Genomic DNA, 12,111 nt, shown 5'->3' on the forward strand with positions numbered 1-12,111 from the left:
CCGCCGGTGGAAAGACGGTGGCCTGCGACGTTAATGATATCGTCCGTACGCGCCATAATGTAAAGATAGCCGTCTTCATCCTTAAAGCCCGCATCGGCGGTCTTGTAATAGCCGGGAAAATCTTCGAGATAGGCCGACCTGAAACGCGCCTCGTCGTTCCAGAGCGTCGGCAGACAGCCGGGCGGCAGAGGCAGCTTGACGACGATGGCGCCGTTTTCCCCCGGCGCAACGTCCTTACCGTCCGGGCCCAGCACCCGCACGTCATAGCCCGGCATGGCAAGGGCAGGCGAGCCATGCTTGACCGGCAAGAGCTCGATACCGGCGGGGTTCGCCGCAATCGCCCAGCCCGTTTCCGTCTGCCACCAATGATCGATGACGGGCACGCCGAGTGCTTTTTCCGCCCAGGAAAGTGTGTCGGGGTCCGCCCGCTCGCCGGCGAGGAAAAGCGTTTTGAGCGAAGAAAGATCGTATCCGGCCATGAGTTTGGCATCGGGATCTTCTTTCTTGATGGCGCGGAAGGCGGTCGGCGCCGTGAACAGCGCTTTGACTTTATACTCCTCAATCACCCGCCAGAATGCGCCCGCATCGGGGGTGCCCACGGGCTTGCCTTCATAAAGAACGCTCGTACAGCCCTGAAGCAGCGGCCCGTAAACGATATAGGAATGGCCAACGACCCAGCCCACATCCGAGGCTGCCCAGAACACATCCCCCGGCTGCATGGCATAGATATTCGCCATGCTCCATTGCAGCGCCACCATATGCCCGCCATTGTCGCGCACCACGCCTTTGGGCTGGCCGGTCGTGCCGGACGTATAAAGAATGTAAAGCGGGTCTTCGGAGAGGACGGGCACAGGCGCGGCCAATTCACCCGCTTCTTCCGCCCGGTCCATTTCTTCTTTCCAGTCATGATCGCGCCCGGGGATAAGCTCTGCCTTCTCCCGCTCGCGCTGGAAAATGATGCAACCGTCCGGCTTGTGAGCGGAAAGCGCGATCGCTTCATCGAGAAGCGGCTTATAGGAAACCGTCCGCCCCGGCTCGATGCCGCAAGAGGCGGAAACGATCAGCTTCGGGCGGGCATCGTCGATGCGCGTCGCAAGTTCCTTTGCCGCGAAACCGCCGAAGACGACCGAATGAATGGCTCCGATCCGCGCGCAGGCGAGCATCGCGACAACGGCCTGCGGCACCATCGGCATATAGATGATGACGCGCTCGCCTTTCTTCACGCCGTGGCGCTGGAGGACAGCGGCAAAGCGGGCGACCTTTTCCGTTAGCTGCGCATAAGTGAACTGCTTTTTCTTGCCAGTGACGGGGCTGTCATAGATCAGAGCCACTGCCTCGCCGCGCCCTGCTTCCACATGGCGGTCGAGGCAATTATAGGCAGTGTTGCAGCGCGCGCCTTTAAACCAGGTCGCACCCGCGCCCTGCCAGTTGAGTACCTTCTCCCAGGGCGCCTCCCAATCGATGGCTTTGGCCGCTTCTTCCCAGAAGGCTTCCGGCGCGCGCGCCCAGCTTTCATAAACGTCAGCGTAATGGGCCATGGCCCTCTCCCCGTTTTTCGTCTTTTTATGTTAAGGAGGCCGGGCCTCCTTTTGAAAGACACTCTTTCAAGCCCGCCCCGTCCTGGCAAGACCTCAACCGGACCTGCCCATGATTACAGATTTCTGGTTCTATGCCGCAGCCATACCCGCCGTTCTTCTGGTCGGGCTTTCCAAGGGCGGCTTTGCAGGCGGGCTCGGCATTCTGGGCGTGCCGATGATGGCGCTCACCGTCTCGCCTTTGCAAGCGGCGGGCATTCTGCTGCCCATCCTCATCGCCATGGATATGATCGGCGTCTGGGCCTACCGCAAAAGCTTTCACAAGCGCAATCTCCTGCTGCTCGTGCCGGGCGCGGCCACCGGCATTCTGATCGGCGCCCTCACCGCTTCGCTTGTCACCGACAGTTTCGTGCGCCTTCTCATCGGCACGATCGCCGTTGCTTTCGCGCTCGATCATTGGATCGGGCGGCGCGCCGAGGCTGCGCCCAAAGGCATCAATGCACCGAAGGGGGTTTTCTGGGGCGGGGTCGGCGGCTTTACCAGCTTCGTTGCCCATGCGGGCGGGCCGCCTTTTCAGATTTACATGCTGCCCCAGAAGCTCGACAAGGTCGTCTATGTCGGCACATCGGTGATGTTCTTCACCCTGGTCAATCTGATCAAGGTGCCGCCTTATGCGCTGCTCGGGCAGTTTCAAAGCGAGAACCTGATGACCTCGCTCGTGCTGCTGCCGCTGGCGCCCATCGGCATGGGGCTCGGCATCAAGGCGCTGCATGTCATTCCGGAAAAACCTTTTTACCGGATCGCCTATGCCGCGCTCTTTTGCGTGGGGCTGAAACTCGTCTGGGATGGGCTTGCGCCCTGGCTCGGCGCCTGATTGCCAGTCAGTCTTCCTTGCCGATGCGCGGCGCGCCGCCTTCGGAAACCTTGGAGGGGCCGAAGGATTTTTGCAAATGGCGCGTCGATTCCTCGGCCAATTGAATGGCCTCGGTCAAAAGCCCCAGAATGCGGATATTGTTCTCCAGCACATGGTGGGCTTCGGGCCGGTGATCCTCGGCAATGCGCTCGCAGCGCTTGATCAGATCGGTGCGCAGCGCCGTCAAAATATCTTCCATCCGGAAGCCTTCCGGATTGGTGTCCGACGCAAGAAAACGGGTCATGGCATGTCTCCTGTGACCGCTCACCCAACCGGACCATTCTCGCGCCGGCGGGTTAAGGATTCGTTCTGGCGCTTGTGGCAGGCAAAAGCCCCGGCTACCTTGGGGAAAATGCCGCCAAATCAACGGCGGAAAACACCTCAAGGGGAGAAAAATGAGCGCCAATCCATATCAGAGCGACCTGGACAAGAACGCAGCCAACCATCAGCCGCTCTCTCCCTTGAGCTTTTTGAAACGCGCCGCCAAGGTCTATCCGGAAAAACCGGCGGTCATCCACGGCGCGCTCACCCGCAATTACGGCGCCTTCTATAAACGCTGCTGCCAGCTTGCCTCGGCGCTGAACGCCAAGGACATCCGCAAGGGCGATACCGTCGCCGTGCTCGCGCCGAATATCCCGGCCATGCTGGAACTGCATTACGGTGTTCCGATGCTGGGCGCCGTGCTCAACACTGTCAATATCCGCCTCGATGCCGCCGCCATTGCCTTCATCCTGGATCACGGGGAAGCGAAGGTCGTGTTCGTCGACCGGGAGTTTTCGAACGTTGCCCGCGAAGCGCTGGCCCTTGCCAAGGTGAAGCCCCTCGTCATCGACATCGACGACCCGGAATATGAGGGCGAGGGAGAGCGTATCGGCGAGGTGGAGTATGAAGATTTCATCGCGAAAGGCGATGCGGCTTTCGAGTGGGCATTGCCTGGCGATGAATGGGACGCGATTACGCTGAATTATACCTCGGGCACCACCGGCAATCCGAAAGGCGTCGTCTATCACCACCGCGGCGCTTATCTTTTGGCCGTCGGCAATATCGTCACCGCGGAGATGACGAAAAACTCCGTCTATCTCTGGACGGTGCCGATGTTCCATTGCAATGGCTGGATCTTCACCTGGTCGATGAGCGTTGTCGCAGGCACCCATGTGTGCCTGCGCAAAGTCACTGCCGCCAATATCTATAGCGCCATTGCCGAACACGGCGTAACGCATATGGGCGGCGCGCCCACCGTCATGGGCTTCATCATCAATGCGGGCGCGGAGGAAAAGAAACCCCTGCCCCACACGGTCAATTTCTTCGCCGCCGCAGCGCCCCCGCCCGCCGCGACGATCCGCAGCCTTGAGGAAGAAGGCTTCAACGTCATTCACGTTTACGGATTGACCGAAACCTACGGGCCTGCCGTCGTCAATGCCTGGCACGATGAATGGGATGCGCTTCCCTCCGCCGAGCGGGCGGGCGTCAAGGCACGCCAGGGCGTCAATTATCCGGTGCTCGAAGATCTTGCCGTCATCGATCCGGAAACCATGGAGCCCGTGCCTCAGGACGGGGAAAGCATGGGCGAGGTGATGTTCCGCGGCAATGTCGTCATGAAGGGCTATTTGAAAAACCCGAAAGCAACGAGCGAGGCCTTTGCCGGGGGCTGGTTCCATTCCGGCGATCTCGGCGTCTGGCATCCCGACGGCTATGTCCAGCTCAAGGACCGCTCGAAGGACATCATCATTTCGGGCGGGGAAAACATTTCCTCCATCGAGGTGGAAGACACGCTCTATAAACACCCGGACATTCTGGAAGCCGCCGTCGTTGCCGCGCCGCATGAAAAATGGGGCGAGACGCCATGCGCCTTCATCACGCTGAAAAAAGGCAAGAGCCTCAGCGAGGCGGACATCATCGCCTATTGCCGCGAAAACCTCGCGCATTTCAAATGCCCGACCAAAGTGGTCTTCACCGAGCTTCCAAAAACTTCCACCGGCAAGGTGCAGAAATTCAAACTGCGCGACATGACGGACTAACGGGGCCGCGCGGGATTTGCGCCGCATCAATGCGCGCCGCCGCACGTTGACGGATCTTCTGGGCAGCCCCATACGGAGAAATGCCATGACGAAGATCGCCATCATTGTCGGCCATGCCCGCAAGGACACGTTTTGCGAGGCGCTGGGAAAAGCCTATCTGAAAGGCGCGGAGGCCGCAGGCCACGAGGCGGCCTTGTTCGTGACCTCGCGCATGGCCTTCGACCCGGTGCTGCATGAGGGGTTTTCGGCGCCGCAACCCTTGGAGCCCGATCTTCAGGCCGCCCAGGACGCGGTCGGCGCGGCGGAGCATCTGGTTTTCATCTTTCCGCTCTGGCTCGGCACCCTGCCCGCCATTTTCAAAGGTTTTCTCGAGCGCATTCTCCAGCCCGGTTTCGCCATGAGCGGCGACTTGGCCAAGGGCACCTATACACGGCTTTTGAAAGGCAAATCCGCCCGCGTCATCGTGACGATGGGCATGCCCGGCTTTGTCTATAAGTGGTATTTCGGCGCGCATGCGCTGAAAATGTTCAAGCGCAACATTCTCAAATTCGTCGGCATCGGCCCGATCCGTTCCTCGATCTTCGGCAATGTGGAAGGGGTGAGCGCGGCCAAGCGGCAAGGCTGGCTGAAGCAAATGGAAGAGCGCGGCAAAAACGCGGCCTAAACACAAAACGGGACCCTGAATAACCAAACGCCGGAACTCCTGTTCCGGCGTTTCCAACTCGTCTTGCCTGTCTATCAGGCAATTTGGAAGACCGTGCGCGGCCTCCCTTAAAAGGGGCCTCAGGCCGCTTCTTGCGAGGCCAAGGTCAGCTTTTCAATCTCGTCCTTGAGCCTCAATTTTCGTCGCTTGAGCTCTGTAATATGGAGGTCATCGCTACCGGGACTGAGGAGTTCACGTTCGATTCGTTTCTCCAATTCCTCATGCCGACGCGTTAGTTCGGCAACATGCGATTCCAGAGCCATACATACCCTCCTTTTCGGTGTGTGGGGTAACCGGAAAAGTGTGACTCTTTTTTATCGGCTTGTCGAATTTCAAGGATTTCTGCGGTAAAAACGCAAGGGTGCCGGCGCCGTGACCGCAGCACAAAAAGCAGGTTTCGCTTTTGCGCGCACAAGACCGGAACGTGCGCCGGGGCACGCGCAAAGAGCATGGACTTAAAGGCGCCGGCGCGGCACTCTAACGCCCGCGCCAAGGCGGAACCCGAATCGAACGAAGGGATGCGGCCCTTTCATGGACGACATCGACGAGCAGGAAATGCGCCATCAGCTCATCGGGCTGAAGGAGGAGCACAGGGATCTGGATACCGCGATCACAGCGCTCGAAGCGCTGACTTATCCCGACCACCTGCAAATCAAACGGCTGAAAAAAAAGAAGCTCGAATTGCGCGACAAGATTTTGCGGATCGAAGACGAGCTTTTCCCCGACATCATCGCCTGATGCCTGCTATCTGGCACAGGACTGCTTGAGAGGCCGCCCGCTAGCCGCTTTTCTTGATTTCATACATGGCAAGATCGGCCTGCTTGAGCGCTTCTTCCGGATCTTCCGAGCCGGTCAGCCCCACGGCCCCGGCCGATGCGCCCAGATCGATCGCCACCCCGTTCAGCTTCACGGGGTTGCGGGTAATCTGCTCGACAATCTGCTGCGCCTTGTGCCGCGCCGCCGCTTCATCGGCCCGCATCATGATAATCCCGAACTCATCTCCGCCCAGCCGCCCGACCAGATCGGATTCGCGCACCTGGGAAAGGATGAGATGCGCAATATGGCGCAGCGCCTCGTCCCCTGCCGCATGGCCATGGGCGTCGTTGAGGCTCTTGAAACGGTCGAGATCGATATAGACGAGCCCCGCCGGTTCCCCGTGGCGCTGGCCATAGGAAAGCACGCGCGCCAACTCGCGCACGAAGGCGCGGCGGTTGAGAAGCGGCACCAGCGGATCGTGATCGGCAAGCTGCTCGGCTTCGCGCAGGCGGGTTTTGACGCCGTCAAGCTCGCGGCGCAGTTCCGCCACCTCGCCCATCAGCGTCATCAAGGCGCTGCGCACCGCCGGCGTAAGCTCGGTTTCCGGCACGCCCATGATCGAGGCCGTATCGGTGACAACGCGCCCGCCCGCGGCGTCGGCAGCGCCTTGCGCCGCCCCTGCCGTTCCGGTTTTCGCCGTGCCCCCATAGGCCCGCGAGGCAGCGCTGCCTGCGGCCGATCTGGATTTACTATCGCCAACTTTCATGCAAAGCGCCCCATCGCATCAAAATACGCAGTCAAACGCACCGCGCCAAGGAAATTTGGTGCGTTTGGGCGCCTGGGCCAGCTCCGCCAGGCCCCCCTGCCCCGATGAGGGCTATTCCCGCGCCCGGCGCCGCAATCCTTGCCTTAAAGCCCCTTCTGCCTATAATCCGCCGCTTTCCGGCGCCCTCACACCAAGGCGCCGCCAATTGAGCGAAGATGGCAAACCCGTCTTTTCACGACCGGCCGGAGGAAGGCATGACCACCTCGAGCGAGACAGCCAAAGTGGGTATCATCATGGGCAGCCAGTCCGACTGGCCGACCATGAAACACGCCGCCGACATTCTGGATGCCCTCGGTGTTGCTTACGAGGCGCGCATCATCTCCGCCCATCGCACCCCGCAGCGCCTTTACGATTACGCCCAGAGCGCCAAATCCCGCGGCCTGCAAGTAATCATTGCAGGCGCCGGCGGCGCCGCCCATCTGCCGGGCATGACCGCCTCCATGACGCCGCTGCCCGTTCTCGGTGTGCCGGTGAAAAGCCGCGCGCTTTCAGGCCAGGACAGTCTTCTTTCCATCGTGCAGATGCCCGGCGGTATTCCCGTCGGCACGCTCGCCATCGGCGATGCGGGTGCGAAAAACGCAGGGCTGCTGGCAAGCGCCATTCTGGCCCTGCAGGACGAGGCGCTGGCCGCCCGCCTCGACGCTTGGCGCAAGGCGCAGAGCGAAGCCGTGGCCGAAACGCCAGAAGACAGCCAGTAAAAGACAGTCTGCACACCCATGACGAACACGCCGCCTTCTTCCACACCGCTTGCCCCCGGCGCCCGTATCGGCATTCTGGGCGGCGGCCAGCTTGGCCGGATGCTCGCCGTTGCCGCCGCAGAACTGGGCTTCAACTGCCATATCTATTGCCCGGAAGAAAACCCGCCCGCAGGCGAGGTTGCCGCCAGCACCACCTGCGCGGCCTATGAGGACGAGAGCGCCCTCACCCGCTTTGCCGAAAGCGTCGATGTCGTCACCTATGAATTCGAGAATGTACCGGAAAAGGCCGCCGCCCTTCTGGAAGCCCATGTGCCCGTGCGCCCAGGCCCCTTGGCGCTCGCCACGGCGCAGGACCGGCTGCGGGAGAAAACCTTTCTGCGCGAGGCAGGTATCGCCACCGCGCCCTTCGCCGCCGTTTCAAGCCTCGAGGATTTGAAACAAGCCGTGGCAACGATCGGCCGCCCGTCGATCCTGAAGACCCGCCGCTTCGGCTATGACGGCAAGGGCCAGGTGAAAATCGAGGCGGACACCGATCTGGCCGCAGCCTTCGAAGAAATCGGCAGGCAGCCCGCCATCCTGGAAGGCTTCGTCCCCTTTACCCGCGAGATTTCCGTTATCGTGGCGCGCGGCACGGACGGCAAGATCGCCGCTTACGATCCCGGCGAGAACGTCCACAAGAATCACATTCTTCACACCACGACCGTGCCCGCCTCGATCAGCGAGGCAACCGCGGCAGAGGCCATGGAAATCGCCCGCAAACTGATAGGCGCGCTTTCCTATATTGGCGTGATGGGCGTGGAGATGTTTCATCTTGAAACAGAAGGCGCGCTGGTGGTGAACGAGATTGCACCCCGCGTGCACAATTCCGGTCATTGGACCCAGGATGGCTGCGCAGTGTCGCAGTTCGAGCAGCATATCCGCGCCATTGCCGGCTGGCCGCTCGGCGATCCGGCCCGCCATGCCGACGCGCAAATGCTCAACCTGATCGGCGAAGATGCCCATAATTGGCAGGCATTTGCACAAGATGCGAAATGCCATGTTCACCTTTACGGCAAAAAGCAAGCACGGCCGGGCCGCAAAATGGGTCACGTTAACCGTATCCGCGCGCTTACCCGCTAAACTTCTCCGTAATCGGAACACGCGGCGATCCGCCGCATCGACTTTTGGTTAATCCGCCCGCATCAACACGCCGGGCGGGAGGGGGACCGAACCACAAACCACCGCGAGACGTATGGATTTAGACCCCACCCAAATGAGCGACGCAGATATCCGCAAGGAACTGCAAGCGCTTCTCCCGGCCGACACCCCCAAATCCTTTCTCGATCTTTGGGTCTATTGGTGCGCCATCCGTTATGGGAAAGTGCTGCCGGATGTGGCCGATTTCGACCCGATGCGCATCACACGGCTCCTGCCCGACATTTCCGTTTTCGAACGGCGCAAGCCGGACGAGCTGATTTACCGCCTCGCCGGCACCGCCATCGCGGAACGCATGGGCCATGACCCGACGGGCGGGAACCTGATCGATCTCACCGATCCGGCGCGGCACACCTTCGTCACCGACCTTTTCACCGGGATCATCGAAACCCCGGCAGGCGCCTTCGTGCGCTATGAAAACACCTACGCCTCCGGCCGCAAGGCCATGGTGCAAAGCCTCTTCCTGCCCATGGTCGGGCCCAGGAAAGAAAGCGGGCAGGAGGAGCCAAGCCAAGGCTTCCTGCAGCGCGTGCTTTCCATCCATCATATGGAAGCGGCAAAGGAATATGAAAGCGAGCGCATGCGCACGACGGTCGGCAGCGATATCGACAAAACCGTCTGGATCGATATCGGCCGGGGCGTGCCGGAAAAGGGCTGAGCGCCCTTAAAGAGCCTGCTCTCTTTTAGCGCGGACCCGGATAGCGCAGCCGTCCCAGAAAAGAGACGGGATCGGGAAATTTCGACAGGGCCTTGGCAAGCTTCGCCTTGCCCTTCTCGATCTGCATCACATCGGCGATGCGCCGGTCGAGAAATGCATACGTCTCGGCGAAATCTTCCGACGTATCCCCAAACCAGACGAAGAGCGTCGAAACGAAAACGCCTGAGAGCAGCGCGCGCTTGGTGTAGAAATTGAAATCCGTCGCCGTGTCGCCCGCCGCAAGCCAAATCGCATCCACCGTCCGGTAAAGCGCCTGCGCGCCGGTAAAATGCGTGGGCGAGAGGGAAAGCGCGGCAGCCGCCCGGCGCACCGCCTCGCGGTGTTCGGCATCCACCTCAAGGCGCACCCGCACCGCATGGGTGATCCGCTCACGGATTTTCATCGAGGCAAGATCGTCCTTTGCCAGCCGCTCCAGCATCGCCTTGTCGCCGCGGGCGAAGAAATGGGCGATCGCGTCCCGCACCCCGTCCGGGAAAAGCAGCCGCACCTCGCCTTGCTCGAGCCCGGCTTCCTCACCTGCCCGGATGAGCCCCTGCAACGTCCAGCCGTCGAAAGCCACGTCCGGAAGCGCGGCATCCAGAACCGCGTCTTTCTTCTGCTCTTCGGTCAATTTCGCTGCCATTGGTTTGGCTCCCATCGGGGTTTGGCTCCCATCGGTTTCACTTCTAAGAGCGCCCTTCTTTAAGGCTTGCGCCCGGAGGCGAGCCAGTGGCGCACCTCGCTTTCGAAAATCAGTTTGCCCAGGTCGGTCATCCGCTGGGGATAGAGAATCCCGTCCAGGTGATCGCATTCATGCTGCACGACGCGGGCGTGAAAGCCCTTGGCGCGCCGCTCGACCGGCTTGCCATCGAGCCCCACACCCTTATAGACGATATCGGTGTAGCGCGGCACCAGCCCGCGCAGGCCCGGCACGGAAAGGCACCCTTCCCAGCCCTCTTCCATCTCATCGCTTTGCGGCTCGATTTCCGGGTTAATGAGCACGGTGAGCGGCGCCGTATGGTCGAAGGCCTCCTCCTCATCGAGGCCGCCTTCGGCCCGCGCGCCCGGCGCCTGGAAAATCACCACCCGAAGGCCCTCATGGACCTGCGGCGCGGCAAGCCCTGCCCCATTGGCATCGATCATGGTCTCGATCATATCTTCCACCAGCGCGCGGATTTCCGGCGCGCCGGGGTCTTTCACCGGCTCGGCAGGCAATTTCAGGATCGGATGGCCCATGCGGGCGATTTTACGGATCGTCATGGCGGTTAATATGGGGGCCGCCTCCCGGCCCGTCAAAGCCCGAAAACCGGGTTTGCGAGGGGCCGATCGCCGCATCCTGCCCCCTTTGCCCTGCCCGGCTGGGGCGCCGGCCCGAGGGCAGGTCCACCGCCAGGCGCGATTGCGCCTCGAAAGGCTAGACAAGCCTCGAATCTTTTGCTAGTTAACCGGCCTCAGCGGGGCCCTTGATGTGGCCCCGGCATTTCTTTTGGCCAATGGATGGCCACAAGAACTGAAATCAGGAAATTTGACCGAAAGGCAGGGATTCCTCGTGCAGGTACTCGTTCGCGACAACAATGTCGATCAGGCGCTCAAGGCGCTGAAGAAAAAAATGCAGCGGGAAGGTATCTTCCGTGAAATGAAGCTGCGTGGCCATTTCGAGAAGCCTTCCGAGAAGAAAGCCCGCGAAAAAGCCGAAGCGATCCGCCGTGCGCGCAAACTGGCCCGTAAACGCGCTCAGCGCGAAGGCCTGCTGCCCGGCAACAAGCGCGGCCGCTAAGCCTTCAAGGCCAAAAGGCCGAGTGGCGGGGACGGCACAAAGCTCTCCCCCGCATCCCAAAGCCCCCTTACGGGGGCTTTTTGCGTTTGAGAGCGCGCCAGCCCCTCGCCGATCAAAGATACTTGCGCAGCGAGACCTCGTAGAGCCCGTAGCCGGATTTCTCATAAAAACGCTGGGCGCTCTTATTACCCGCAACGGCGAAAAGCCGGACCTGGGTGAGCCCCAGCGCTTTGAAATGAGCCTCGGCAGCCGCCATAAGCGCCTGGCCGGCGCCGGTGCCGCGCGCGGCTTCTTCCACATAAATATCGGCGATATAGCCGAAGCGCCGCTCCTTCTCGGCAACGAAGAAGCCGGGATCGGTGTCCACCATGGCGGCGATGAAGCCGAGGGGCTTTCCCTCTTCTTCCGCGATCAGCATGACGCCCTGATGGGCGGCGGCTTCCTCTTCCAGATGGCTGAGATGCGGCTTCGCCATTTCCGGGCCGGGCGTTCGGTTTGCCTCCAGTGCGCGCTCATATTCCTGCAGCGCCGCCATGAAACGCAAAAGAACGGGCCGGTCCTCCGGCCCCGCGACGCGCACCTGAACAGTCACTAGAACTTCTCCTCGCCGCGAATGCGCTGGGGGTCGGGGAAATCCCGGTAAAGCGCGAAGGTCACATCCTGGACCAGGGAATTAACGCCGTGATGAGCGGTCTCGATGGGCTCGCCCCGCGCCGAGACGAGCTTGAACGCCTCATCGAGCTGAGCCAGATCCTTCACCTCGATCATGAAATGAAATTCGCCCAGATGCGCCGGGCCGAGCCCGAGCTTGCGGCGGGTGAGCCTATAGCTTTCGACTTTCCCGCGCGCTTTCAGATCACCCATGTAATTGGCGAAGGCCTCGGCAAAGGCGGTATCGCTCACCCCCGCCTTCAGGTTGCACCAGCCGTGATAAATATCCATCGCCTCATCCCTCTTATGGCCTGACAGGCTAAAGAAAGATGGCCAAAGAAAA

Annotated in this window: 16 protein-coding genes; 8 read left to right on the top strand and 8 right to left on the bottom strand. The window is 61.2% G+C overall.

Features of this window, described 5'->3' with window-relative positions; translation table 11 throughout:
* Nucleotides 1-1,538, bottom strand: a 1,538-nt coding sequence (locus M2A_RS10665; protein WP_045447066.1) for an AMP-binding protein, incomplete at its 3' end; no start/stop codon positions are given.
* A 109-nt stretch (nt 1,539-1,647) separates the two neighbouring features.
* Here M2A_RS10665 and M2A_RS10670 point away from each other — a divergent pair.
* Nucleotides 1,648-2,409 (top strand): sulfite exporter TauE/SafE family protein, encoded by a 762-nt coding sequence (locus tag M2A_RS10670; protein WP_045447069.1) that lies wholly within the window; start codon nt 1,648-1,650, stop codon nt 2,407-2,409.
* A 7-nt stretch (nt 2,410-2,416) separates the two neighbouring features.
* Here the strand turns inward: M2A_RS10670 and M2A_RS10675 are convergent, their stop codons facing one another.
* On the bottom strand, nt 2,417-2,692 hold the full coding sequence (locus M2A_RS10675) for a hypothetical protein (RefSeq protein ID WP_045447072.1): 276 nt from the start codon (nt 2,690-2,692) through the stop codon (nt 2,417-2,419).
* A 151-nt stretch (nt 2,693-2,843) separates the two neighbouring features.
* Here M2A_RS10675 and M2A_RS10680 point away from each other — a divergent pair, with 151 nt between their 5' ends.
* Both M2A_RS10680 and M2A_RS10685 read left to right on the top strand, forming a co-directional pair.
* Entirely contained in the window at nt 2,844-4,466 is a 1,623-nt protein-coding gene (locus tag M2A_RS10680) for an acyl-CoA synthetase (RefSeq protein ID WP_045447076.1), read from the top strand.
* 85 nt (nt 4,467-4,551) lie between these two features.
* On the top strand, nt 4,552-5,130 hold the full coding sequence (locus M2A_RS10685) for an NAD(P)H-dependent oxidoreductase (RefSeq protein ID WP_045447312.1): 579 nt from the start codon (nt 4,552-4,554) through the stop codon (nt 5,128-5,130).
* A 119-nt stretch (nt 5,131-5,249) separates the two neighbouring features.
* On the opposite strand, the gene M2A_RS10690 is transcribed toward M2A_RS10685, so the two are convergent.
* Complete coding sequence (locus M2A_RS10690) at nt 5,250-5,432, bottom strand: YdcH family protein (RefSeq protein ID WP_045447079.1); 183 nt, start codon at nt 5,430-5,432, stop codon at nt 5,250-5,252.
* Nucleotides 5,433-5,700: 268 nt separating this feature from the next.
* Here M2A_RS10690 and M2A_RS10695 point away from each other — a divergent pair, with 268 nt between their 5' ends.
* Nucleotides 5,701-5,907, top strand: a complete 207-nt coding sequence (locus tag M2A_RS10695; RefSeq protein WP_045447082.1) for a YdcH family protein — start codon at nt 5,701-5,703, stop codon at nt 5,905-5,907.
* A 40-nt stretch (nt 5,908-5,947) separates the two neighbouring features.
* Here the strand turns inward: M2A_RS10695 and M2A_RS10700 are convergent, their stop codons facing one another.
* Complete coding sequence (locus M2A_RS10700; protein WP_045447085.1) at nt 5,948-6,691, bottom strand: GGDEF domain-containing protein; 744 nt, start codon at nt 6,689-6,691, stop codon at nt 5,948-5,950.
* A gap of 254 nt (nt 6,692-6,945) precedes the next feature.
* Between M2A_RS10700 and purE the strand changes: the two genes are divergently transcribed.
* The 3 genes from purE to M2A_RS10715 all read left to right on the top strand — a co-directional run bounded on the left by purE (nt 6,946) and on the right by M2A_RS10715 (nt 9,301).
* Complete coding sequence (gene purE / locus M2A_RS10705) at nt 6,946-7,449, top strand: 5-(carboxyamino)imidazole ribonucleotide mutase (protein ID WP_045447314.1); 504 nt, start codon at nt 6,946-6,948, stop codon at nt 7,447-7,449.
* A gap of 18 nt (nt 7,450-7,467) precedes the next feature.
* Nucleotides 7,468-8,568 carry a 5-(carboxyamino)imidazole ribonucleotide synthase gene (locus M2A_RS10710; protein ID WP_045447088.1) on the top strand — a complete coding sequence of 367 codons (1,101 nt, stop codon included), beginning with the start codon at nt 7,468-7,470 and terminating at the stop codon, nt 8,566-8,568.
* Nucleotides 8,569-8,701: 133 nt separating this feature from the next.
* On the top strand, nt 8,702-9,301 hold the full coding sequence (locus M2A_RS10715; protein WP_197052910.1) for a PAS domain-containing protein: 600 nt from the start codon (nt 8,702-8,704) through the stop codon (nt 9,299-9,301).
* Nucleotides 9,302-9,326: 25 nt separating this feature from the next.
* Here M2A_RS10715 and M2A_RS10720 read toward each other — a convergent pair whose 3' ends face one another.
* Together M2A_RS10720 and def are read right to left on the bottom strand one after the other, a co-directional pair.
* Nucleotides 9,327-9,983: a COQ9 family protein gene (locus tag M2A_RS10720; RefSeq protein ID WP_045447094.1), complete on the bottom strand. Its 657-nt coding sequence runs from the start codon at nt 9,981-9,983 to the stop codon at nt 9,327-9,329.
* Nucleotides 9,984-10,042: 59 nt separating this feature from the next.
* Nucleotides 10,043-10,600 carry a peptide deformylase gene (gene def / locus M2A_RS10725; protein ID WP_045447096.1) on the bottom strand — a complete coding sequence of 186 codons (558 nt, stop codon included), beginning with the start codon at nt 10,598-10,600 and terminating at the stop codon, nt 10,043-10,045.
* Between the two features lie 250 nt (nt 10,601-10,850).
* Between def and rpsU the strand changes: the two genes are divergently transcribed.
* On the top strand, nt 10,851-11,117 hold the full coding sequence (gene rpsU, locus M2A_RS10730) for a 30S ribosomal protein S21 (RefSeq protein ID WP_244444437.1): 267 nt from the start codon (nt 10,851-10,853) through the stop codon (nt 11,115-11,117).
* Between the two features lie 112 nt (nt 11,118-11,229).
* On the opposite strand, the gene M2A_RS10735 is transcribed toward rpsU, so the two are convergent.
* The gene (locus tag M2A_RS10735; RefSeq protein WP_045447098.1) at nt 11,230-11,709 is read right to left on the bottom strand and encodes a GNAT family N-acetyltransferase; all 480 of its coding nucleotides are present in this window, start codon (nt 11,707-11,709) and stop codon (nt 11,230-11,232) included.
* A complete protein-coding gene (locus M2A_RS10740; protein WP_045447102.1) occupies nt 11,709-12,059 on the bottom strand; it encodes a DUF6614 family protein in 351 nt (116 codons plus the stop codon). The genes M2A_RS10735 and M2A_RS10740 overlap by 1 nt, the downstream gene beginning before the upstream one ends.
* Nucleotides 12,060-12,111 lie beyond the last annotated feature (52 nt).

This window comes from Tepidicaulis marinus (assembly GCF_000739695.1).
Lineage (GTDB): Bacteria > Pseudomonadota > Alphaproteobacteria > Parvibaculales > Parvibaculaceae > Tepidicaulis > Tepidicaulis marinus.

What these genes read in the sequence shown, in the direction of transcription:
- M2A_RS10715 (WP_197052910.1), top strand. Translation starts at nt 8,702, where the DNA reads ATGAGCGACGCAGATATCCGCAAGGAACTGCAAGCGCTTCTCCCGGCC.
- M2A_RS10670 (WP_045447069.1), top strand. Translation starts at nt 1,648, where the DNA reads ATGATTACAGATTTCTGGTTCTATGCCGCAGCCATACCCGCCGTTCTT.
- M2A_RS10690 (WP_045447079.1), bottom strand. Translation starts at nt 5,432, where the DNA reads ATGGCTCTGGAATCGCATGTTGCCGAACTAACGCGTCGGCATGAGGAA.
- M2A_RS10700 (WP_045447085.1), bottom strand. Translation starts at nt 6,691, where the DNA reads ATGAAAGTTGGCGATAGTAAATCCAGATCGGCCGCAGGCAGCGCTGCC.
- purE (WP_045447314.1), top strand. Translation starts at nt 6,946, where the DNA reads ATGACCACCTCGAGCGAGACAGCCAAAGTGGGTATCATCATGGGCAGC.
- def (WP_045447096.1), bottom strand. Translation starts at nt 10,600, where the DNA reads ATGACGATCCGTAAAATCGCCCGCATGGGCCATCCGATCCTGAAATTG.
- M2A_RS10685 (WP_045447312.1), top strand. Translation starts at nt 4,552, where the DNA reads ATGACGAAGATCGCCATCATTGTCGGCCATGCCCGCAAGGACACGTTT.
- M2A_RS10695 (WP_045447082.1), top strand. Translation starts at nt 5,701, where the DNA reads ATGGACGACATCGACGAGCAGGAAATGCGCCATCAGCTCATCGGGCTG.
- M2A_RS10740 (WP_045447102.1), bottom strand. Translation starts at nt 12,059, where the DNA reads ATGGATATTTATCACGGCTGGTGCAACCTGAAGGCGGGGGTGAGCGAT.
- M2A_RS10680 (WP_045447076.1), top strand. Translation starts at nt 2,844, where the DNA reads ATGAGCGCCAATCCATATCAGAGCGACCTGGACAAGAACGCAGCCAAC.
- M2A_RS10710 (WP_045447088.1), top strand. Translation starts at nt 7,468, where the DNA reads ATGACGAACACGCCGCCTTCTTCCACACCGCTTGCCCCCGGCGCCCGT.
- M2A_RS10720 (WP_045447094.1), bottom strand. Translation starts at nt 9,983, where the DNA reads ATGGCAGCGAAATTGACCGAAGAGCAGAAGAAAGACGCGGTTCTGGAT.
- M2A_RS10675 (WP_045447072.1), bottom strand. Translation starts at nt 2,692, where the DNA reads ATGACCCGTTTTCTTGCGTCGGACACCAATCCGGAAGGCTTCCGGATG.